Genomic DNA, 20,697 nt, shown 5'->3' on the forward strand with positions numbered 1-20,697 from the left:
ATGAGAAATCCCCTAAATGTCTTGGTGGGAATTTAGGGGATTTTGGGGAATTTTGCAAAGGTCTCAGGCCGTCTGAAACAGGGTTTCAGACGGCCTTCATTATTTAATAAATTCAATTTAGTTGCAGCCAGAATCTTTGTCCGCAGCCTGCAAACTCAATTCTTTGCGTTTTTTAGCCCTTTCATAACGGCAGCGTTGGCGCGGTGTATTGATTTCCAAAGGCGGTACAGGAACCGGCTTACCGTCTTCAACAGCAACCATGGTGAAGTAGCAGCTGTTGGTATGACGCACTTCGCCGGTGTGGATGTTTTGCGCCTCTACACGGATGCCGACTTCCATAGAAGTACGGCCGGTGTAGTTGATGCTGGCGTAAAAGGTTACCAGTTCGCCGACATGAATAGGTTCTTTAAACAATACTTTATCAACAGACAGAGTTACGCAATAGGTACCGCTGTAACGGCAAGCACAGGAATATGCTACTTGGTCAAGCAGGCGCAAAAGATCGCCACCGTGAACATTGCCGCTGAAGTTTGCCGTATAAGGCATCATCAGCTCGGACATGATCAGTTCATGGGAAGGTAGTTGGCGTTCCGGTTTCATAGTTTCTTCTCCTTTTGATATTTATTTTTTAATTGTCTGAAAACTTCAGACTGCACGTGTGCCAAATCATTCTACCGTTTTTAAACGTTGAATTTCAACCCCTTGCCTACCCGTTTACAGCCATTTTCTACGCGAAAAGAAAATCAGCAGTCCGATGATGATGCACAGCATCACACCCAAAACCATGAAATAGCCGTAATGCCAATGTAGCTCGGGCATATTGTCGAAGTTCATGCCGTAAATGCCGGTGATGACGGTCAGCGGCATAAAGATGATGGTAATAACCGTCAACACGCGCATTTGCTGGTTCATGCGGTTGGATTGGAAGGAAAGATAAATGTCCATCATGCTCAACACCATATCACGCGAGGCGTCAAGCGATTCGATAAGCTGCATATTGTGGTCGTACACGTCGCGCAGATAGACGGTCGATTCGCCTTTGAAAATGGCAAAATCGCCGCGCACGGCCAGTTGGTAGAACACATCGCGCAATGGCAAAAGCGTGCGCCGCAGACGGACGGCATCGCGCTTGAGGCGGTGAATCTTACTGAGAATATCGCTGTTTTCATTTTTAAACAGGGACTTGTCTATTACTTCGACACGGTTGTTGTACGACTCCAAAACGATGAAATAGTCATCCACAATGCGGTCAAGCAGGCAATAAGCAAGAAACGCTGTATTTTTGTTCAAAATATTGTGCGGATTTTCGTGCATCTGCCGACGGAGATGGCTGAACAAGCCCAACGGTTTTTGTTGGAAAGACAACACAAAATCTTTGCCGATAATCACATATACCTGGTCGGAATGGAGCTTGCCTGTGGAGGTATAGTGGTAAACCTGTGCGGCAGTAAAAACATAGCTGCCGTAGTCTTCGATTTTCGGACGCTGCTTGCGGCTGAGAATATCCTCAATAACCAGCTCATGGATGCCGTATGGCTCAAGCGCGTGTTTAAGCAAGGTGACATCATTGATGCCGACAAAATGCAGCCAATTAATTTGACCTTCTTGCGGACGGGTAATATCAGGCAAGTTTTTTCCGGCAAGATAATCATGCTGAACAAAGGTATCGGCGGAATACAAGGTTTGATGGATGGCAGAGCGCGGCGCATTGTCGGTATTGCTGCGCTGCATGGCTTGGTCTTGCAGAGTGTCGGTCGTCTCAACTGGATTGGCTGGTTTGCTCATAAAAATAAATCATGTTTTTTTAGTTAGAATGAATTGTACAGACAGAAAAGGCCGTCTGAAAACTGATTTTCAGACGGCCTGACAATATCGATCAATACTTTATTAGGCTTGAGGCGCGGTTCTCTCCAACTCCAATGCGGCAGCAAGCAAGGACAGGCGCGCCATTACGCCGTAAACATAGAGGCGGTTGTGTTCGTTGTCCACGTCGCAGTCTTTTTCAGAGCGCGGCATACCGAGCGAGTCCCATTGTTCAAATACTCGTTTGCAGGCTTCGGGGGCTTCTTGAGAATTGTCGCCGCTGCCGGTGGGGATGCTGTTGGACAGCGGAACAAACACCATACCGCCGGCGTTGAGGTTTTCGTCTGCACCACGGCCTTCGTGTACACGGAAGAAGCCGCCGATTACGAAACGGTCCATCATATACACGACGGGTTCGCACACGGCGCCGTTCATGGTTTCGTAGGTATAAATACCTTCTTGAACAATGACTTCGCTAACTTCCAAACCTTCTTTGACTTTCGCCATTTTGTTGCGGTTTTTACGGTTCAAGCCGCGTACTTCATCCGCAGATTTAACACTCATCACGCCCATACCGTAAGTGCCTGCATCGGCTTTCACAATAACGAAAGGCTGGTCGGTAATACCCAATTCGTCGTATTTGGCTTGAGTTTTCGCCAATACGCGCTCTACTGCGCCTGCCAACGCATCCTCGCCTTCACGCTCTTGGAAATCCAAACCACTGATTTTTTCAAAATAAGGATTGATTTGCCATTCGTCAATGTCAATCAACTTGGCAAAGTCGGCAGCAACTTGGTTGTACGCGCCGAAATGTTCGGTTTTACGGCGAGTCGTCCAGCCGCCGTGCAATGGAGGCAAAACGGTTTGGCTGATGTCTTTAAGGATTTCAGGGATACCCGCAGACAAGTCGTTGTTTAACAGGACGACGCAAGGCGAGAAGCCGTCTGCAAGATGGACGCGCTCGCGGGTACGCAATAAAGGCTCAAGCAAAATTTTGTCGCCCAACGCGGTTTCAAACTCAGTTGGCTCAGTCACTTCAGGATTCAAGCTACCCAAGCGCACTTCATATCCTGCCGAACGCAAAATCTCGCTGAGGGCGTAAACGTTTTGCAGATAGAATGTGTTGCGTGTGTGGTTTTCAGGAATAATCAATACGGATTTGGCCGTTTCACAGGCACGCTGTACCGCATCTTGTGCGGCAACCGCCGCCAGCGGGATAAAGTTGGGATTCAAATTATTGAAGCCGCCCGGAAACAGGTTCATATCGATAGATGAAATTTTGTAACCGGCATTACGGATGTCAACCGAACCATAAAACGGCGGACGGTGTTCGTTCCATTGCGAACGGAACCATGCTTCGATTTTGGCGTGGTTGCATAAGATTTTCGCTTCAAACGCCTGAAGTTGCGACAGATGTTCGGCAGCCATAACCGGTAATTTCATTCTCTATACCTCTTTGTTAAGTGTGGATATTGAGTGAGAATGATAGAACTTTTTAGTGCATTTCGACAAGTATTCTTTCAGATAAGATGCATCTTTTTGTCAACAATTCTACAATTTGTCTAATTTTTAATAAGGATTTTTGAAACTTTGCAACAAATTTTAAAAATTGGACAAATTTCTATTGCACAGCCCCTATAAAAAGCCTAAAATCCGCCCATAAACGCAAACCATCATTCATACCTAACAATAGCAAAGAATACTCATCATGAGCGCACAAACCCTTTACGATAAACTTTGGAACAGCCACGTCGTCCGTGAAGAAGAAGACGGCACTGTCCTGCTTTACATCGACCGCCACCTGGTTCACGAAGTAACCAGTCCGCAAGCATTTGAAGGCTTGAAAATGGCCGGCCGCAAACTCTGGCGTATCGACAGCGTGGTCTCCACAGCCGACCACAACACCCCGACCGGCGACTGGGACAAAGGTATCCAAGATCCGATTTCCAAACTGCAAGTCGATACTTTGGACAAAAATATTAAAGAGTTTGGCGCACTCGCCTACTTCCCGTTTATGGATAAAGGCCAAGGCATTGTGCACGTTATGGGTCCGGAACAAGGTGCAACCCTGCCCGGCATGACTGTTGTCTGCGGTGACTCGCACACTTCCACCCACGGCGCATTCGGCGCATTGGCGCACGGTATCGGCACTTCCGAAGTCGAACACACCATGGCAACCCAATGTATTACCGCTAAAAAATCCAAATCCATGCTGATTGCCGTTGAAGGCCGTCTGAAACCCGGTGTTACCGCCAAAGACGTAGCACTTTATATCATCGGCCAAATCGGTACGGCAGGCGGTACAGGCTACGCCATCGAGTTTGGCGGCGAAGCCATCCGCAGCCTTTCTATGGAAGGCCGCATGACCTTGTGCAATATGGCGATCGAAGCCGGTGCGCGCTCAGGCATGGTTGCCGTTGACCAAACCACTATCGACTATGTAAAAGGCAAACCTTTCGCACCTAAAGGCGAAGCGTGGGACAAAGCCGTCGAATACTGGCGCACGCTGGTGTCTGACGAAGGCGCCGTATTCGATAAAGAATACCACTTCAAAGCCGAAGACATCGAGCCTCAAGTAACTTGGGGTACCTCGCCTGAAATGGTTTTGGACATCAACGGCAAAGTGCCTAATCCTGCCGAAGAAACCGATCCGGTCAAACGCAGCGGCATGGAACGCGCCCTTGAATATATGGGCTTGGAAGCCGGTACGCCATTAAACGAAATCCCTGTCGATATCGTCTTTATCGGTTCTTGTACCAACAGCCGCATCGAAGATTTGCGCGAAGCCGCCGCCATCGCCAAAGGCCGCAAAAAAGCGGACAATGTACAACGCGTATTGATTGTTCCCGGCTCAGGTTTGGTTAAAGAACAGGCCGAAAAAGAAGGCTTGCACGAAGTATTTATCGAAGCCGGTTTTGAATGGCGCGAGCCGGGTTGCTCTATGTGCCTGGCCATGAATGCCGACCGCCTGACCCCGGGACAACGTTGCGCCTCCACTTCCAACCGTAACTTTGAAGGCCGTCAAGGCAACGGCGGACGCACCCACCTCGTCAGCCCTGCCATGGCTGCCGCGGCCGCAGTTACCGGCCACTTTACCGACATCCGCACTATGGCTTAAAATATTTTCAGACGGCCTTTATTCATCAGGCCGTCTGAAACAACATCTTGCTCAAGTAAGTTTTCCTATTGCGCAAAACGTCCGAAAACCTTCTCAATCATTGATAACTTGAAAGGAATCTAATATGAAAAAACTGTTTGCATTGGCTGCCGCAGCCCTCATCCTGTCAGCTTGTTCCAGCACTTGGTCCGGCGCAAAAAACGATGCCAACCGCAATTGGGACAAAACCAAAGAGACTGCCGAGCGCGTAGCCGATAAAACCAAAGAAACCGCTGAACATGTTGCCGACAAGACTGAGGAAGCCGTTAAAAAAGGCGGCAATGCCGTAGGTCGGGGCATGACTCATGTCGGCGAAAAACTTGAAGCCGCTACCGAATAAACCGGCAACCAAGGTCGTCTGAAAAATCCAAACCTTTTTTCAGACGACCTCTTACCCTACATCAATTAAGGCATCCAGAAATATTCAGCATCTCATAAAAAGGAAGAAACCATGAGCAATCCGTCAAGCTGGTTTGGTATTCACGCTCATGATTTGGATCGCGCCAAAGCCTTTTACGAATCCGTATTCGACAAGCCCCTGCAAGACGTTGGTGGCAACGGATTCCGTTTCATTATTTTCCCAGCCGATTACACCCAACACGGTACAGCCGGCATGATTTGGCACGACAGCAACGCCCAGCCCGGCCACGGCGGTACAACCATTTTCTTCAATTGCCCGGATTGTGCCGAAACAGCAGAAAAAGCCGTTGCAGCAGGCGGCAAACTGTTACAAGAGAAATTCCGCATTGCCAACGGCTTTGCAGCATTTATCGAAGATACAGAAGGCAACCGAATCGGTTTGCACAGCACACTCTAACCCGAATAGCCATAAAATTTCCCATTATTACTATAAGAATCTGACATGAAAGCCTTTACCAAAATTACCGCCATCGTTGCCCCGCTCGACCGCAGCAACGTCGATACCGACGCCATCATCCCCAAACAATTTCTGAAATCCATCAAACGCAGCGGCTTCGGCCCCAATGCCTTTGATGAATGGCGTTACCTCGACCACGGCGAACCTGGCATGGACAACAGCAAACGGCCGTTGAATCCGGATTTCTCCCTGAACCAGCCACGCTATCAAGGCGCACAAATCCTGTTGACGCGCAAAAACTTCGGTTGCGGCTCTTCACGCGAACATGCCCCTTGGGCATTGGACGACTACGGCTTCCGCGCCGTCATCGCCCCCAGCTTTGCCGACATCTTCTTCAACAACTGCTACAAAAACGGCCTTTTGCCTATCGTTTTGACAGAAGAACAGGTGGACCAGCTTTTCAAAGAAGTTGAAGCCAACGAAGGCTATCAGCTCTCCATCGACCTTGCCGAACAAACCCTGACTACCCCTAGCGGCGAAACATTCACATTCGACATTACCGAACACCGCAAACACTGCCTCTTAAACGGCTTGGACGAAATCGGCCTGACCCTGCAACACGCTGACGAAATTCATGCCTTTGAAGAAAAACGCCGCCAAAGCCAGCCTTGGCTGTTTAACGGTTGATATACAAAAGGCCGTCTGAAAAATTTAAGTGTTTCAGACGGCCTTTAATCTACACAAATATACCATGATTACCGACACCATAAGCAATGCCACCCGCTACGCTGCCTTGCATCCCGACTTTGCCGAAGCCTTCCATCTGTTGCAGACCCTGGATTTTGCCAAGCTGCCGGACGGCCAAGTGCCATGCGAGAATCCCAATATCCGTATTTTTATCGGCAGCGAGCCGATGAGGACGCAAGGAGAAGTCCAACCTGAAGCGCACTTAAAACACATTGATATTCAAACACCGATTGATGGCAGCGAAACATATGGCTGGATAGACAGAGGCCGTCTGAAAAACGGTTTAGGCTACAACGAAAAGCGCGATATCGAATTTTTCGATTGCGAGCCGGAAACTTGGCTGACCTTGGAGCCCGGCGAATTTGCGCTATTTTTCCCGAATGATGCGCATGCCCCATTGGTCGGCGACAGGGCGAACATACGCAAAGTTGTTTTTAAAATTCGTGTTGAAACTGAACGTCTATAAATATTTCAGACGGCCTTATTCCCTTATTCAGGACACAATATGTCTTTTTTCAGCAGGTTGTTCCGCTCCAAACCCAAATTAATGACTTGGCAGGAATTTGTCGAATACTTTGCCCGTCGCATCCAAGAAGAATTGCATCTTGAGGCAAAAATCGATTGGGGCGAAACTATTGCTTCCTCGCCTATCATCGTCCATTTTTCCGAAGACGATGAAGCGTCATTCAGCACATATTTGAGCAACCATTACACAAGTTATCTGCAAAATCCCGAGGCCTTGGAGGCTATTGTTGCTGCCAATTTAGCGGTTATCTATAAGATTCAAGACACTGATGCCAGTGTTTCAGCACAACAAATTCTTCCAACAATTAAAAATACGATTTATCTGGAAAACGCCAGACTGATTACAAATACGGACGAAGCCGAACCTGCCGATTATCTGGTATACAAACCGATTGCGGGCGATATCATGTTGCTTTATATGGTGGATACGGACGAATCCATGCATACGCTCAATCGTGAGCATATGAAAGAGGCCGGTATTGAAGATGAAGACGCCTTGTATCGTACCGCTATGAATAATTTGCGCCAACGGATGAATGGACGTATTCAAATCCATCATGCCGAAGGTTGGTCATTGACTCAAATCCATTTGGACAACGACTATGATGCTTCCCTGATTTTGCTTTTGGACGAAGTACTTAAAGACGATCCTATGCTGCCGGCCAACCCTGTTTTTGCAATCCCGGCACGCAATGCCCTGCTCGTTTGCAGCCCGTCCGATGAAGAGGCTTTGCAGGCGATGGCGAATATCGCCCTGCAGGCATTTGAAGACTCTGCCTACGCGATTTCTACCCAGCTTTACCAGTATCATAATGGTACAATCAGCGTTTTCAGAGCAAATTGATTTAAGGCCGTCTGAAAAACTGACGGCCTGCCATTTACCTAAAACCTTCCCATAAGGAAACCCGAAATGACCAAACATATCGCTATCTTGCGCGGCGACGGCATCGGCCCTGAAATCGTTGCAGAAACCGTCCGCGTACTCGACAAACTTATCGAACAAGGTTTGGATGTCAGCTACGAATACGCGCCTTTGGGCGGCGAAGCCTATGACGAATACGGCCATCCTTATCCAGAATTCACGCAAAACCTTTGCCGTAAAGCCGATGCGGTCCTGCTTGGTGCAGTCGGTTCTCCTCAATACGACAATCTCAACCGTCCACTGCGCCCTGAACGTGGCTTGTTAGCCATCCGTAAAGACTTAAATCTGTTTGCCAATTTGCGCCCTGCCATTTTGTATAAAGAGCTGGCCAATGCTTCTACTTTGAAACCGGAAATCGTAGCCGGCCTCGACATCCTTATCGTACGCGAACTCACCGGCGATATTTACTTTGGCGAACCGCGCGGCATCCGTGTTTTGGAAAACGGCGAACGCGAAGGCTACAACACCATGAAATACAGCGAAAGCGAAATCCGCCGTATTGCTCACGTTGCCTTCCAATCCGCCCAAAAACGCAGCAAAAAAGTCTGCTCCGTAGGCAAAGCCAACGTTTTGGAAACCACCGAACTGTGGCGCGAAATCTTTGAGGAAATCGGCAAAGAATACCCTGATGTCGAGCTTTCCCATATGTACGTTGATAACGCAGCCATGCAATTGGTACGCGCGCCGAAACAGTTTGACGTGATTGCCACCGGCAACATCTTCGGCGACATTCTGTCTGACGAAGCGTCCATGCTGACCGGCTCCATTGGTATGCTGCCTTCCGCTTCTTTAGACGAAAACGGCAAAGGCCTGTACGAACCGTCTCACGGCTCTGCTCCTGACATTGCCGGTCAAAACAAAGCCAATCCGCTGGCGACCGTATTGTCTCTTGCCATGCTGCTGCGTTACAGCCTAAATGACGAAGCACGCGCGCAACAAGTTGAAAACGCCGTACAAAAAGTACTGCAACAAGGCTTGCGTACCGGCGACATTTACGAAGAAGGCACCAAACTGGTTTCCTGCTCCGAAATGGGCGATGCCGTATTGGCTGCTTTGTAAGAGGCCGTCTGAAAAAAGCGTGGGACCAATCCCACGCTTTTTTCTATACAAAAACTTTTAACCATAAAAAAGGGCGTGTCTTCACACGCCCTTATATCTTTTTCAGACGGCCTTAAGATTGAAGCAATCAACCTTTTTTATGTTTGCCGCCAAAGCTGTCGTTAGACTTGCGCTTGCCTTTAAAGCCTTCGCCGCCTTTTTTGAAACCGTCAGACTTCTTGAAACCGTCTTTCTTAAAGCCATCTTTTTTGAAACCATCTTTTTTATGGCCTTCGCCGCGAGCTTTACCGCCGAAACCTTCTTTAGCCGGTTTCTTATCACCGCGCCAACCGCCGGATTTACGATCGCTCCAGCCGCCTTTGCCTTTCGGTTTACCGCCGGCTGATTTGCGTTTGCGTGTCGGTTCCATGCCTTCGATGGTCAGCTCAGGCAATTTACGGCCGATGTATTTTTCGATTTTGTGTACTTTGACGTATTCGTTCACTTCGGCAAAAGTAATCGCAATACCGGTACGGCCTGCGCGGCCGGTACGGCCGATGCGGTGAACGTAATCTTCAGCCTGTTTTGGCAAGTCGTAGTTAATAACGTGGGTAATAGTAGGCACGTCGATACCGCGTGCGGCAACATCGGTAGCAACCAAAATTTTGCAGCGGCCTTTACGCAAGTCCATCAGCGTGCGGTTACGCCAGCCTTGCGGCATATCGCCGTGTAGGCAGTTGGCAGCAAAACCTTTTTCGTACAATTCATCCGCGATGACTTCGGTCATGGCCTTGGTTGATGTAAAGATCACGCATTGGTCGATATTGGCATCGCGCAAGATATGGTCGAGCAGGCGGTTTTTATGGCGCATATCGTCGCAGTACAACAGCTGCTCTTCGATTTTGCCTTGATCGTCCACACGCTCAACTTCGATGGTTTCAGGGTCTTTGGTCAATTTGCGCGCCAGTTTGCCTACCGCGCCGTCCCAAGTGGCAGAGAACAACAAAGTCTGACGGTCGCTCGGTGTCGCTTCCACGATGGTTTCGATGTCGTCGATAAAGCCCATGTCCAACATACGGTCGGCTTCGTCCAGAATCAGCACTTCCAAACGTTCAAAATCAACTTTACCGCTCTGCATCAAGTCCATCAGACGGCCCGGAGTTGCGACAATCAGGTCAACCGGTTTGCTCAAAGCACGGGTTTGGTAGCCGAAAGATGCACCGCCGACAATGCTGACAGTACGGAACCAACGCATATTTTTAGCATACGCCAGCGCGTTTTTTTCCACCTGAGCCGCCAGTTCGCGGGTTGGGGTCAACACCAAGGCGCGCGGGCCTTTGCCCGGTTTTTCGCTGCGCTTGGTCAGTTTTTGCAAAGTCGGCAGCAGGAAAGCTGCGGTTTTGCCTGAACCGGTTTGTGCCGAAGCCATAATGTCGCGGCCATCCAAAGCAAACGGAATCGCTTGCGCCTGAATCGGGGTTGGGCTTTCATAACCCTCGCTGCTTACGGCAGACAAAATGTTTTTATCAAGGTTCAAATCGGCAAATTTAATAGACATATCTATCCTAAGAGACAACAACGCGCACGCCTGAACAATTTCAGACGACCTGAAGCAAAGGAAAGTAACGATACGGGAAATGTGAAGTTACAGGGTTGTCGCAAGCATCTTGCTTGTGGTTAACATCGACGACAACCTGCACAGAAAAGGCTTTGCAAATATGCAAGCAATAAAAGAAACGCGCCCGAAACGGCGGTTTAGGTTGGATGACGATGGCTTCGTATCAAAAGGCGAACGGCGGATAATATAGATTTTATGGATAACAGTCAAGCAAAAAGGCATCAAGTGCGTTAAAATCCAACCCCTTCCTAATACTTATTCAGGCCGTCTGAAACCATGACCGACATTACCCCCTTTGCCAACCGCTTGGGCAAAAACATCAAACATCTTATGAAATGGGCCAAACGCAATAATATCGAAGCCTGGCGCATTTACGACCGCGATATTCCCCAATTTCCCTTTGCCGTCGATGTTTACGGCGATCAAATCCATCTTCAGGAATACGATACCGGCTGGCTGATGCAGCCCGAAGAATACGAAGCATGGCTTTTGGATATATTGGAAGCCATTAGTTTTGTGACAGGCTTTGCGCCCGAACAAATCCACCTCAAACGCCGCGAACGCCAAAAAGGCTTGCAGCAATACGAGAAAACCGGCAAAACCGGCGACGATTTCGTCATTACTGAAAACGGCCGCAAGTTTTGGGTCAACCTCGACAAATACCTCGACACCGGCCTCTTTCTCGACCACCGCAACACGCGTAAAAAAGTCGGCGAAACCGCAGCGGGCAAACGCTTCCTCAACCTGTTTTCCTACACCGGCAGCTTCACCGTCTATGCAGCCACCGGCGGCGCGGTATCCAGCGAAACCGTCGATTTATCCAACACTTATCTCGAGTGGGCAAAACACAATTTCGAACTCAACGGCATCAACCCCGAACAACATAAAATCGTCCGCGCCGATGTGTTCCAATACCTGCAAAATGCCGCAGACGAAGGCAAACAGTTCGACCTTATCGTCATGGATCCGCCCAGCTTCTCCAACAGCAAAAAGATGCTCGACATCCTCGACATCCAGCGCGACCACCAAAAACTCATAGCCGGCGCGATGAACCTGCTCGCTTCAGACGGCATTTTGTACTTCTCCAACAACTTGCGCAGCTTTGTGTTGGATGATTCGGTATCGGAACAATACGCCGTCAAAGACATTTCCAAACAATCCGTTCCCGACGATTTCCGCAACAAGAAAATCCATCAATGCTGGGAAATCAAGTATAAATAAGCATCAGGCCGTCTGAAAGCCAGTTTTCAGACGGCCTGATTACCATATTGAATCTCTCAATCAATAGGTGCATAATTCAAGAAATTGTTGACAATATCAAAAGGAAAAGAACATGCAAAACTACCTGACGCCCAATTTCTCATTCGCCCCCATGATTCCGGAACGCGCGCTCGGCAGCCGGGTTTGGGATACCGAAGGACGAGAATACATTGACCTGTCAGGCGGTATTGCTGTGAACGCGCTAGGCCATTGTCATCCCGATTTGGTCGCTGCCTTGGCCGAGCAGTCGCAAAAACTCTGGCACATTTCTAATATCTATACCACCCAACCAGCGCAAGAATTGGCCAAAAAATTGGTCGAAAACACCTTTGCCGACAAAGTGTTTTTCTGCAATTCCGGCGCAGAGGCCAATGAAGCCGCTCTGAAACTGGCGCGCAAATATGGCCGCGATCATTTTGGCGAGCATAAAACCGAAATCATCTCCTGTCTCAACAGCTTCCACGGCCGCACCCTGTTCACCGTATCCGTCGGTGGCCAGCCCAAATATAGCAAAGACTACGCACCGCTGCCGGCCGACATTACCCACGTTCCCTTCAATGATGTTGCCGCATTAGAAGCAACCATCAGCGACAAAACCTGCGCCGTGATTATCGAGCCGATTCAAGGCGAAAGCGGCATCCTGCCTGCCACCCAAGAATATCTGCAAGCCGCACGCCGTTTGTGCGACAAACACGGCGCTTTGCTGATTTTGGACGAAGTGCAAACCGGCATGGGTCATACGGGCAAACTGTTTGCCTACGAGCATTACGGCGTAACACCCGATATCCTCAGCTCCGCCAAAGCCTTGGGCGGCGGCTTCCCGATTGGCGCAATTCTGACCACCGATAAAATCGCCCCAACCTTCGGCCCCGGAACACATGGCTCGACCTTTGGCGGCAATCCGATGGCGTGTGCTGTCGGCAGTCGCGCATTCGACATCATCAATGCGCCTGAAACATTGGCACACGTTAAACAACAAGGCCAAAAACTTCAGACGGCCTTGCGTGAATTGGGCAAAAAAACCGGCGTATTTAAAGAAGTCCGCGGCATGGGCTTGCTGCTCGGCTGCGTGTTGGCAGACAAATACGCAGGCAAGGCATCGGAAATTACCGCCGCCGCTTTGAAACACGGCCTGATGGTACTGGTTGCCGGCGCCAATGTGGTGCGCTTTGCCCCCAGCCTGCTGCTGAACAATGAAGACATGGCCGAAGGCTTGAAACGTTTTGAAGCGGCTTTGGACGAATGGTTGGCCTGATTTTTAAAACCCAATATCCAAATTAGCCGACAGCTTTTGTTCTTAATTGATACCATATAGTGAAGGCCGTCTGAAAGACCGTTTTGAGTTTTTCAGACGGCCTTTTTTCAATATTGAAAACAACATCCGCCTACATGCTTTGTCATTTGATGTTTGTTAAAAATTGTACCTCCTCTTCGTGTTACGCTTGGCAAACAATTTGATTTTGCGAAGAAAAGGAGCAGGAGATGGTATCGTTGAAAACACAAATCGCCGGTTTTTCCTTTAACAACTGCCTGATGAATGCAGCGGGTGTATCATGCATGACTGTTGAGGAATTGGAAGCGGTCAGACAGTCTTCGGCAGGCACTTTCATTACCAAGACCGCAACGCTTACCCCTCGTCAAGGCAATCCCGAACCGCGTTATCGGGACGTACCTCTCGGCAGCATCAATTCAATGGGTTTGCCGAATCAAGGCATTGATTACTATCTAGATTACCTGCTTACCCTTCAAGAGTCTCAGCCGGAACGGACATTTTTCCTATCACTGGTCGGCTTGTCGCCCGATGAAACGCACATGTTGTTAAAAAAAGTGCAAAACAGCGGGTTTAACGGCATTACCGAACTCAACCTATCCTGCCCAAATGTCCCCGGCAAACCGCAAATCGCCTACGACTTTGAAACCACCGAGATGATTTTGGATAATGCCTTTACCTACTTCGACAAGCCCTTGGGCATCAAATTGCCGCCGTATTTCGACATTGCCCATTTCGATCAAGCGGCGAAAGTGTTCAACCGCTATCCCTTAAAATTCGTCAACTGCGTCAACTCCATCGGCAATGGTATGTATATCGAAGACGAATCCGTCGTGATCCGCCCGAAAAACGGCTTCGGCGGCATTGGAGGCCAATACATCAAACCGACTGCGCTCGCCAATGTCCACGCGTTCTATCAAAGATTAGATCCGTCTATCCAAATCATTGGAACGGGAGGCGTTTACAGCGGCCGCGATGCGTTTGAACACATCTTGTGCGGCGCAAGTATGGTGCAGATCGGCACGGCGCTACACCAGCAAGGCGTAGACATTTTTGAACGGGTTTCCCTTGAATTAAAAGCCATCATGGCGCAAAAAGGCTATGAGAAGCTGGAAGACTTCAAAGGCAAATTGAAATATCTTGCATAAGGTTTACTCTAAAAAAACGCCCAAGGCCGTCTGAAAATTCAGACGGCCTTGTTGTATAATTACTCCCCACATTACCTGTCTTCCCCTTCAATGAAACTCAACCCCCAACAGCAAGCCGCGGTCAAATATCTAGGCGGCCCCCTGCTCGTCCTTGCCGGCGCAGGCAGCGGCAAAACCGGCGTAATTACGCAAAAAATCAAACATTTGATTGTCAATGTCGGCTATTTGCCGCATACCGTCGCCGCGATTACCTTTACCAATAAAGCCGCCACGGAAATGCAGGAGCGCGTCTCTAAAATGCTGCCCAAGTCGCAAACGCGCGGGCTGACGATTTGCACGTTCCACTCTTTGGGCATGAAGATTTTGCGCGAAGAGGCCAATCAAATCGGTTACAAAAAAAACTTTTCCATCCTCGACTCTACCGACAGTGCCAAAATCATCGGCGAGCTCTTGGGTGGTACGGGCAAAGAAGCCATATTCAAAGCGCAACACCAAATTTCCCTTTGGAAAAACGATCTAAAAACGCCTGAAGATGTCGTTCAGACGGCCGCTAACGTGTGGGAACAACAAACAGCACGCGTCTATGCGAGTTATCAGGAAACCCTGCAAAGCTATCAGGCGGTGGACTTCGACGACTTAATCCGCCTGCCTGCCGTGCTGTTGCAGCAAAACAGCGAAGTGCGCAACAAATGGCAGCGGCGGCTACGTTATCTGTTGGTTGACGAATGCCAAGATACGAATACCTGCCAATTTACGCTGATGAAACTCTTGACCGGCGCGGAAGGCATGTTTACCGCCGTCGGCGACGACGACCAATCCATCTACGCATGGCGCGGTGCGAATATGGAAAACCTGCGCAAAATGCAGGAAGACTATCCGCAGATGAAAGTCATCAAGCTGGAGCAAAACTACCGCTCCACCGCGCGGATTCTCAAAATCGCCAACAAAGTGATTGAAAACAATCCCAAGCTGTTCACCAAAAAACTTTGGTCGCAGTTCGGCGAAGGCGAAATCGTCAAAGTCGTTGCCTGCCAAAACGAACAACACGAAGCCGACTGGGTCGTCAGCCAAATCGTCAAGCAGAAGCTGGTCGGCGGCGACAAAACCCAATACGCCGATTTCGCCGTGTTATACCGCGGCAACCATCAGGCGCGGATTTTTGAAGAAGCCTTGCGCAGTGCGCGCGTTCCCTACCAACTCTCCGGCGGGCAGAGTTTTTTCGACAAAGCCGAAATTAAAGACGTCTTGTCCTATTTGCGCCTGCTTGCCAACCCCAACGACGATCCCGCCTTCCTGCGCACCGTAACCACGCCCAAACGCGGCATCGGCGACGTTACACTGGGCAAGCTCAACACCTACGCACACGAACACGAATGCAGTCTGTATGAAGCCGCGCAAACCGAAGAAGCCCTTGCCCTGTTGAACAATACCAACCGCCAACACCTGCAAGCCTTTATGGATATGTTCGGCAGCTACCGCGCCAAAGCCGAAACCAGCGAAGCGGGCGAACTCATCAACAGCCTGCTCAAAGAAATCGACTACGAAAACCACCTGCTTGCCAGTGAAGAAGGCAAAGCCGGCGAAATCAAATGGCGCAACGTCAGCGACCTGACCGGCTGGCTAGAGCGCAAAGGCGAACAAGACGGCAAAAACATCATCGAACTTGCCCAAACCGTCGCCCTGATGACGCTTTTGGAAGGCAAAAGTAAAGAAGAAGTCGATGCCGTCAAACTCTCCACCCTGCACGCTTCCAAAGGTTTGGAATACCCCTATGTTTTCCTTGTCGGTTGCGAAGAAGGCATCCTGCCGCACAACGACAGCATCGAAGAAGACAACGTCGAAGAAGAACGCCGCCTGATGTACGTCGGCATCACCCGCGCCAAACGCCAGCTTACGCTGACCCACTGCGTCAAACGCAAAAAACAAGGCACATGGCAGTTCCCCGAACCCAGCCGCTTCATAGATGAAATGCCGCAGGAAGACATCAAAATCCTAGGCCGCAAAGGCGGCGAGCCGATTGTGAGCAAGGAAGAAGGAAAAAGTAATTTAGCAGGATTGCTGGATATGTTGGGAAACAAAAGAAAAGGATAAAGCAAGGCCGTCTGAAAGCAATGTTTCAGACGGCCTTATTGTCAGCAAAATGTCAAAGTCAACAATCAAATAATTTTTACTTTATACCTTTATGCTCATCTACTCCCATTCCTCCCGATTCTTCAAAAATAAACAAAAATAATCGATTAATCAGGTACAAAATAAAAAACTAGGCGGCACGATTGCCTTATTCCCCTTCAGTTTACAAGCAAAAATTGTCAACACTTGAAGTATAAATTCACAAGCAAAATTGCATTTTTCAGGTATAATAATGGATTCCCCAACTGCATTTTGTGAGCTGAATCCATGTCTGTTGTTCTGCCCTTGCGCGGTGTAACCGCCCTTTCCGATTTCCGTGTTGAAAAACTCTTCCAAAAAGCAGCCGCCCTCGGCCTGCCCGAAGTCAAATTAAGCAGCGAATTTTGGTATTTTGTCGGTAGCGAAAAAGCACTTGATGCCGCGACAGTCGAAAAACTGCAAGCCTTACTGGCAGCGCAAAGCGTTGAACAAGCGCCCAAAGCGCGCGAGGGCTTGCATTTATTTTTGGTAACGCCCCGTTTGGGCACGATTTCCCCTTGGGCTTCCAAGGCGACCAATATCGCGGAAAACTGCGGTTTGGAAGGCATAGAGCGCATCGAACGCGGCATGGCGGTGTGGCTGGAAGGTCGTCTGAACGACGATGAGAAACAGCAATGGGCGGCTTTGTTGCACGACCGCATGACCGAATCCGTATTGCCCGATTTTCAGACGGCCTCCAAATTGTTCCACCATCTCGAATCCGAAACCTTCTCTACCGTTGATGTTTTGGGCGGCGGTAAAGAGGCTTTGGTCAAAGCCAATACCGAAATGGGCTTGGCACTTTCCGCCGATGAAATCGATTATCTGGTTGAAAACTATCAGGTTTTGCAGCGTAATCCGTCTGATGTCGAGCTGATGATGTTCGCGCAGGCAAACAGCGAACACTGCCGCCACAAAATCTTCAACGCCGATTTCATCCTCAACGGCGAAAAACAGCCGAAATCCCTCTTTGGCATGATTCGCGATACGCACAATGCGCATCCTGAAGGCACGGTCGTCGCCTATAAAGACAATTCGTCCGTAATTGAAGGCGCGAAAATCGAGCGCCTCTATCCAAATGCGGCAGAAAACCAAGGCTACCGTTTCCACGAAGAAGACACCCATATCATCATGAAAGTGGAAACACACAACCACCCAACCGCCATTGCGCCATTTGCCGGTGCGGCAACGGGTGCGGGCGGTGAAATCCGTGACGAAGGCGCAACAGGTAAAGGCTCACGTCCGAAAGCAGGTTTGACCGGCTTTACCGTGTCCAACCTGAATATCCCTGGCTTGGAGCAGCCTTGGGAACAAGCCTACGGCAAACCCGGCCATATTGCTTCTCCTTTAGACATCATGATTGAAGGTCCCATCGGCGGCGCGGCGTTCAACAACGAATTCGGTCGCCCGAACCTCTTGGGCTACTTCCGCACTTTTGAAGAAAAATTCGACGGTCAGGTTCGCGGCTACCACAAACCGATTATGATTGCGGGCGGCTTGGGCAGCATTCAGGCGCAGCAGACGCATAAAGACGAAATCCCCGAAGGCGCATTACTGATCCAACTGGGCGGTCCTGGCATGCTTATCGGCTTGGGCGGCGGCGCGGCTTCTTCGATGAACACCGGTACAAACGACGCGTCTTTGGACTTCAACTCCGTACAACGCGGCAACCCCGAAATCGAACGCCGCGCGCAGGAAGTCATCGACCGCTGCTGGCAGCTCGGCGACAAAAACCCGATTATCTCCATCCACGACGTTGGCGCAGGCGGCCTGTCCAACGCCTTCCCTGAACTCGTCAACGATGCCGGCCGCGGCGCGGTATTCAAGCTGCGCGAAGTGCCGCTGGAAGAACACGGCCTTAACCCGTTGCAAATTTGGTGCAACGAATCGCAAGAGCGTTATGTCTTGTCCATTTTGGAAAAAGATTTGGACACCTTCCGCGCCATCTGCGAACGCGAACGCTGCCCGTTTGCCGTAGTCGGCACGGCGACTGACGACGGCTATTTGAAAGTGCGCGACGATTTGTTCTCCAACAACCCCGTCGATTTGCCGCTGAACGTTTTGCTCGGCAAACCGCCCAAAACCACGCGCACCGACAAAACCGTGAGGTCGTCTGAAAAACCGTTTAACGCCGGCGATATCGACATCACTGAAGCCGCCTACCGCGTTTTGCGCCTGCCCACCGTAGCCGCCAAAAACTTCCTGATTACCATCGGCGACCGCAGCGTCGGCGGCATGACCCACCGTGACCAAATGGTCGGCAAATACCAAACCCCCGTAGCCGACTGCGCCGTTACCATGATGGGCTTCAACACCTATCGCGGCGAAGCGATGTCTATGGGCGAAAAACCGACCGTCGCCCTGTTTGACGCGCCTGCCTCGGGCAGAATGTGCATCGGCGAAGCCATCACCAACATCGCGGCGGTCAACATCGGCGACATCGGCAACATCAAGCTCTCCGCCAACTGGATGGCGGCGTGCGGCAACGAAGGCGAAGACGAAAAACTCTACCGCACCGTCGAAGCTGTTTCTAAAGCCTGTCAGGCATTGGACTTGAGCATTCCCGTGGGCAAAGACAGCCTGTCGATGAAAACCGTATGGCAGGACGGCGAAGAGAAAAAATCCGTCGTCTCGCCGTTGAGCCTGATTATCTCCGCGTTCGCACCTGTCAAAGACGTGCGCAAGACTGTTACGCCCGAATTGAAAAACGTTGAAGACAGCGTATTGCTGTTTGTCGATTTAGGCTTCGGCAAAGCGCGCATGGGCGGCTCTGCATTCGGTCAGGTATACAACAATATGAGCGGCGATGCGCCCGATTTGGACGATACAGGTCGTCTGAAAGACTTTTACGGTGTGATTCAGCAGCTTGTCGCCGAAGACAAACTTTTGGCGTATCACGACCGCAGCGACGGCGGCTTGTTTGCGACGCTGGCAGAAATGGCGTTTGCGGGGCGGTGCGGCTTGGATATAGATTTAAATTTATTGCTTGCACAAACATTTATTACCAACCATACCGCTCTGTCTCAATCATTGCGGACTGAAGAGGTAAAAGCGTTGGCTGAATGGCAAGAAACCATTGCCCGCACATTATTTAATGAAGAGTTGGGTGCTGTTATCCAAGTTAGAAAACAAGATGTTGCCGATATTATCAATTTATTCTATCAACAACAGCTGCATCATAATGTCTTTGAAATCGGTACGGTAACTGATGAGAACACGTTAATCATCCGCGACGGGCAAACGCACCTTATTTCTGACAACCTAATCAAACTGCAACAAACCTGGCAAGAAACCAGCCATCAAATCCAACGCCTGCGCGACAACCCCGCCTGCGCCGACAGCGAGTTCGCCCTGATTGGCGACAATGAACGCAGCGCATTGTTTGCCGACGTGAAATTCGACGTGAATGAAGACATCGCCGCGCCTTTCGTCAACAGCGGCGCGAAACCCAAAATCGCCATCCTGCGCGAACAGGGCGTAAACGGGCACATCGAAATGGCCGCCGCCTTCACCCGCGCCGGCTTCGATGCCTACGACGTGCATATGTCCGACCTGATGGCAGGCCGCGTCCACCTTGCCGACTTCAAAATGCTGGCGGCGTGCGGCGGCTTCAGCTACGGCGACGTACTCGGCGCGGGCGAAGGCTGGGCGAAATCCATCCTGTTCCACCCCGCCCTGCGCGACCAGTTCGCCGCCTTCTTCGCCGACCCGGACACACTGACACTGGGCGTGTGCAACGGCTGCCAAATGGTCAGCAACCTCGCCGAAATCATCCCCGGCACGGCAGGCTGGCCGAAGTTCAAGCGCAACCTGAGCGAACAGTTCGAAGCGCGCCTGAGCATGGTTCATGTCCCCAAATCAGCTTCCCTGATCCTGAACGAAATGCAAGGCTCCAGCCTGCCCGTCGTCGTCAGCCACGGCGAAGGCCGCGCCGACTTTGCGCTTCACGGCGGCAAAATTTCAGACGGCCTCGGCATCGCGCTGCAATACGTCGACGGACAAAACCAAGTTACCCAAACCTACCCGCTCAACCCGAACGGCTCGCCGCAAGGCATCGCCGGCGTTACCAACGCCGACGGCCGCGTTACCATCATGATGCCCCACCCCGAACGCGTATACCGCGCCGCACAAATGAGCTGGAAACCGGAAGACTGGACGGAACTGTCCGGCTGGTACCGTTTGTTTGCTGGAGCAAGGAAGGCTTTGGGCTAAATCGTGCCCTGATTGACTGATTGGCAAGAAAA

General features: G+C 50.4%; 16 protein-coding genes. 12 read left to right on the plus strand and 4 right to left on the minus strand.

The genetic code is table 11. From position 1 onward, the window contains the following. Positions 1-117: 117 nt before the first annotated feature. The 3 genes from ACTHSX_RS07005 to gshA form a co-directional block, all read right to left on the minus strand. Positions 118-600: an acyl-CoA thioesterase gene (locus ACTHSX_RS07005; RefSeq protein WP_049351048.1), complete on the minus strand. Its 483-nt coding sequence runs from the start codon at positions 598-600 to the stop codon at positions 118-120. 114 nt (positions 601-714) lie between these two features. Further along, on the minus strand, positions 715-1,785 hold the full coding sequence (corA, locus tag ACTHSX_RS07010) for a magnesium/cobalt transporter CorA (RefSeq protein ID WP_342685729.1): 1,071 nt from the start codon (positions 1,783-1,785) through the stop codon (positions 715-717). Between the two features lie 102 nt (positions 1,786-1,887). After that, the gene (gshA, locus tag ACTHSX_RS07015; protein ID WP_440377216.1) at positions 1,888-3,246 is read right to left on the minus strand and encodes a glutamate--cysteine ligase; all 1,359 of its coding nucleotides are present in this window, start codon (positions 3,244-3,246) and stop codon (positions 1,888-1,890) included. 265 nt (positions 3,247-3,511) lie between these two features. Here gshA and leuC point away from each other — a divergent pair, with 265 nt between their 5' ends. The 7 genes from leuC to leuB all read left to right on the plus strand — a co-directional run bounded on the left by leuC (position 3,512) and on the right by leuB (position 9,030). Beyond that, positions 3,512-4,921, plus strand: coding sequence for a 3-isopropylmalate dehydratase large subunit (leuC, locus tag ACTHSX_RS07020; protein ID WP_440377217.1), 1,410 nt, complete (start codon positions 3,512-3,514; stop codon positions 4,919-4,921). Positions 4,922-5,045: 124 nt separating this feature from the next. Further along, positions 5,046-5,300 (plus strand): hypothetical protein, encoded by a 255-nt coding sequence (locus tag ACTHSX_RS07025; protein ID WP_254342292.1) that lies wholly within the window; start codon positions 5,046-5,048, stop codon positions 5,298-5,300. Positions 5,301-5,411: 111 nt separating this feature from the next. Then, positions 5,412-5,777: a VOC family protein gene (locus tag ACTHSX_RS07030; protein ID WP_440377218.1), complete on the plus strand. Its 366-nt coding sequence runs from the start codon at positions 5,412-5,414 to the stop codon at positions 5,775-5,777. 45 nt (positions 5,778-5,822) lie between these two features. Further along, on the plus strand, positions 5,823-6,464 hold the full coding sequence (gene leuD, locus ACTHSX_RS07035) for a 3-isopropylmalate dehydratase small subunit (RefSeq protein ID WP_003677355.1): 642 nt from the start codon (positions 5,823-5,825) through the stop codon (positions 6,462-6,464). A 64-nt stretch (positions 6,465-6,528) separates the two neighbouring features. Further along, positions 6,529-6,990, plus strand: coding sequence for a YhcH/YjgK/YiaL family protein (locus ACTHSX_RS07040; protein ID WP_440377219.1), 462 nt, complete (start codon positions 6,529-6,531; stop codon positions 6,988-6,990). 39 nt (positions 6,991-7,029) lie between these two features. After that, complete coding sequence (locus ACTHSX_RS07045) at positions 7,030-7,893, plus strand: DUF1444 family protein (RefSeq protein ID WP_440377220.1); 864 nt, start codon at positions 7,030-7,032, stop codon at positions 7,891-7,893. Positions 7,894-7,959: 66 nt separating this feature from the next. Beyond that, positions 7,960-9,030: a 3-isopropylmalate dehydrogenase gene (gene leuB, locus ACTHSX_RS07050; RefSeq protein ID WP_440377221.1), complete on the plus strand. Its 1,071-nt coding sequence runs from the start codon at positions 7,960-7,962 to the stop codon at positions 9,028-9,030. A 127-nt stretch (positions 9,031-9,157) separates the two neighbouring features. Here the strand turns inward: leuB and ACTHSX_RS07055 are convergent, their stop codons facing one another. Next, positions 9,158-10,567: a DEAD/DEAH box helicase gene (locus tag ACTHSX_RS07055; protein ID WP_440377222.1), complete on the minus strand. Its 1,410-nt coding sequence runs from the start codon at positions 10,565-10,567 to the stop codon at positions 9,158-9,160. Between the two features lie 336 nt (positions 10,568-10,903). Here ACTHSX_RS07055 and ACTHSX_RS07060 point away from each other — a divergent pair, with 336 nt between their 5' ends. From ACTHSX_RS07060 to purL, 5 genes are all read left to right on the plus strand, one after another. Then, positions 10,904-11,848: a class I SAM-dependent methyltransferase gene (locus ACTHSX_RS07060; protein ID WP_440377223.1), complete on the plus strand. Its 945-nt coding sequence runs from the start codon at positions 10,904-10,906 to the stop codon at positions 11,846-11,848. Between the two features lie 112 nt (positions 11,849-11,960). After that, positions 11,961-13,142 carry an aspartate aminotransferase family protein gene (locus ACTHSX_RS07065; RefSeq protein ID WP_440377224.1) on the plus strand — a complete coding sequence of 394 codons (1,182 nt, stop codon included), beginning with the start codon at positions 11,961-11,963 and terminating at the stop codon, positions 13,140-13,142. Between the two features lie 227 nt (positions 13,143-13,369). Next, entirely contained in the window at positions 13,370-14,305 is a 936-nt protein-coding gene (locus tag ACTHSX_RS07070) for a dihydroorotate oxidase (protein WP_440377225.1), read from the plus strand. Positions 14,306-14,395: 90 nt separating this feature from the next. Continuing rightward, on the plus strand, positions 14,396-16,396 hold the full coding sequence (gene rep, locus ACTHSX_RS07075; protein WP_440377226.1) for a DNA helicase Rep: 2,001 nt from the start codon (positions 14,396-14,398) through the stop codon (positions 16,394-16,396). A gap of 306 nt (positions 16,397-16,702) precedes the next feature. Further along, a complete protein-coding gene (gene purL, locus ACTHSX_RS07080) occupies positions 16,703-20,665 on the plus strand; it encodes a phosphoribosylformylglycinamidine synthase (RefSeq protein WP_440377227.1) in 3,963 nt (1,320 codons plus the stop codon). Positions 20,666-20,697: the final 32 nt, after the last annotated feature.

The sequence above is a fragment of the Neisseria sp. P0014.S002 genome, from assembly GCF_051958295.1.
GTDB classification, from domain to species: Bacteria; Pseudomonadota; Gammaproteobacteria; order Burkholderiales; family Neisseriaceae; genus Neisseria; species Neisseria flavescens_B.

Coding starts and splice junctions, on each gene's coding strand:
- corA (WP_342685729.1), bottom strand. CDS start 1,785: ATGAGCAAACCAGCCAATCCAGTTGAGACGACCGACACTCTGCAAGAC.
- ACTHSX_RS07040 (WP_440377219.1), top strand. CDS start 6,529: ATGATTACCGACACCATAAGCAATGCCACCCGCTACGCTGCCTTGCAT.
- purL (WP_440377227.1), top strand. CDS start 16,703: ATGTCTGTTGTTCTGCCCTTGCGCGGTGTAACCGCCCTTTCCGATTTC.
- rep (WP_440377226.1), top strand. CDS start 14,396: ATGAAACTCAACCCCCAACAGCAAGCCGCGGTCAAATATCTAGGCGGC.
- ACTHSX_RS07065 (WP_440377224.1), top strand. CDS start 11,961: ATGCAAAACTACCTGACGCCCAATTTCTCATTCGCCCCCATGATTCCG.
- ACTHSX_RS07030 (WP_440377218.1), top strand. CDS start 5,412: ATGAGCAATCCGTCAAGCTGGTTTGGTATTCACGCTCATGATTTGGAT.
- ACTHSX_RS07055 (WP_440377222.1), bottom strand. CDS start 10,567: ATGTCTATTAAATTTGCCGATTTGAACCTTGATAAAAACATTTTGTCT.
- ACTHSX_RS07070 (WP_440377225.1), top strand. CDS start 13,370: ATGGTATCGTTGAAAACACAAATCGCCGGTTTTTCCTTTAACAACTGC.
- leuD (WP_003677355.1), top strand. CDS start 5,823: ATGAAAGCCTTTACCAAAATTACCGCCATCGTTGCCCCGCTCGACCGC.
- gshA (WP_440377216.1), bottom strand. CDS start 3,246: ATGAAATTACCGGTTATGGCTGCCGAACATCTGTCGCAACTTCAGGCG.
- ACTHSX_RS07045 (WP_440377220.1), top strand. CDS start 7,030: ATGTCTTTTTTCAGCAGGTTGTTCCGCTCCAAACCCAAATTAATGACT.
- leuB (WP_440377221.1), top strand. CDS start 7,960: ATGACCAAACATATCGCTATCTTGCGCGGCGACGGCATCGGCCCTGAA.
- ACTHSX_RS07025 (WP_254342292.1), top strand. CDS start 5,046: ATGAAAAAACTGTTTGCATTGGCTGCCGCAGCCCTCATCCTGTCAGCT.
- ACTHSX_RS07005 (WP_049351048.1), bottom strand. CDS start 600: ATGAAACCGGAACGCCAACTACCTTCCCATGAACTGATCATGTCCGAG.
- ACTHSX_RS07060 (WP_440377223.1), top strand. CDS start 10,904: ATGACCGACATTACCCCCTTTGCCAACCGCTTGGGCAAAAACATCAAA.
- leuC (WP_440377217.1), top strand. CDS start 3,512: ATGAGCGCACAAACCCTTTACGATAAACTTTGGAACAGCCACGTCGTC.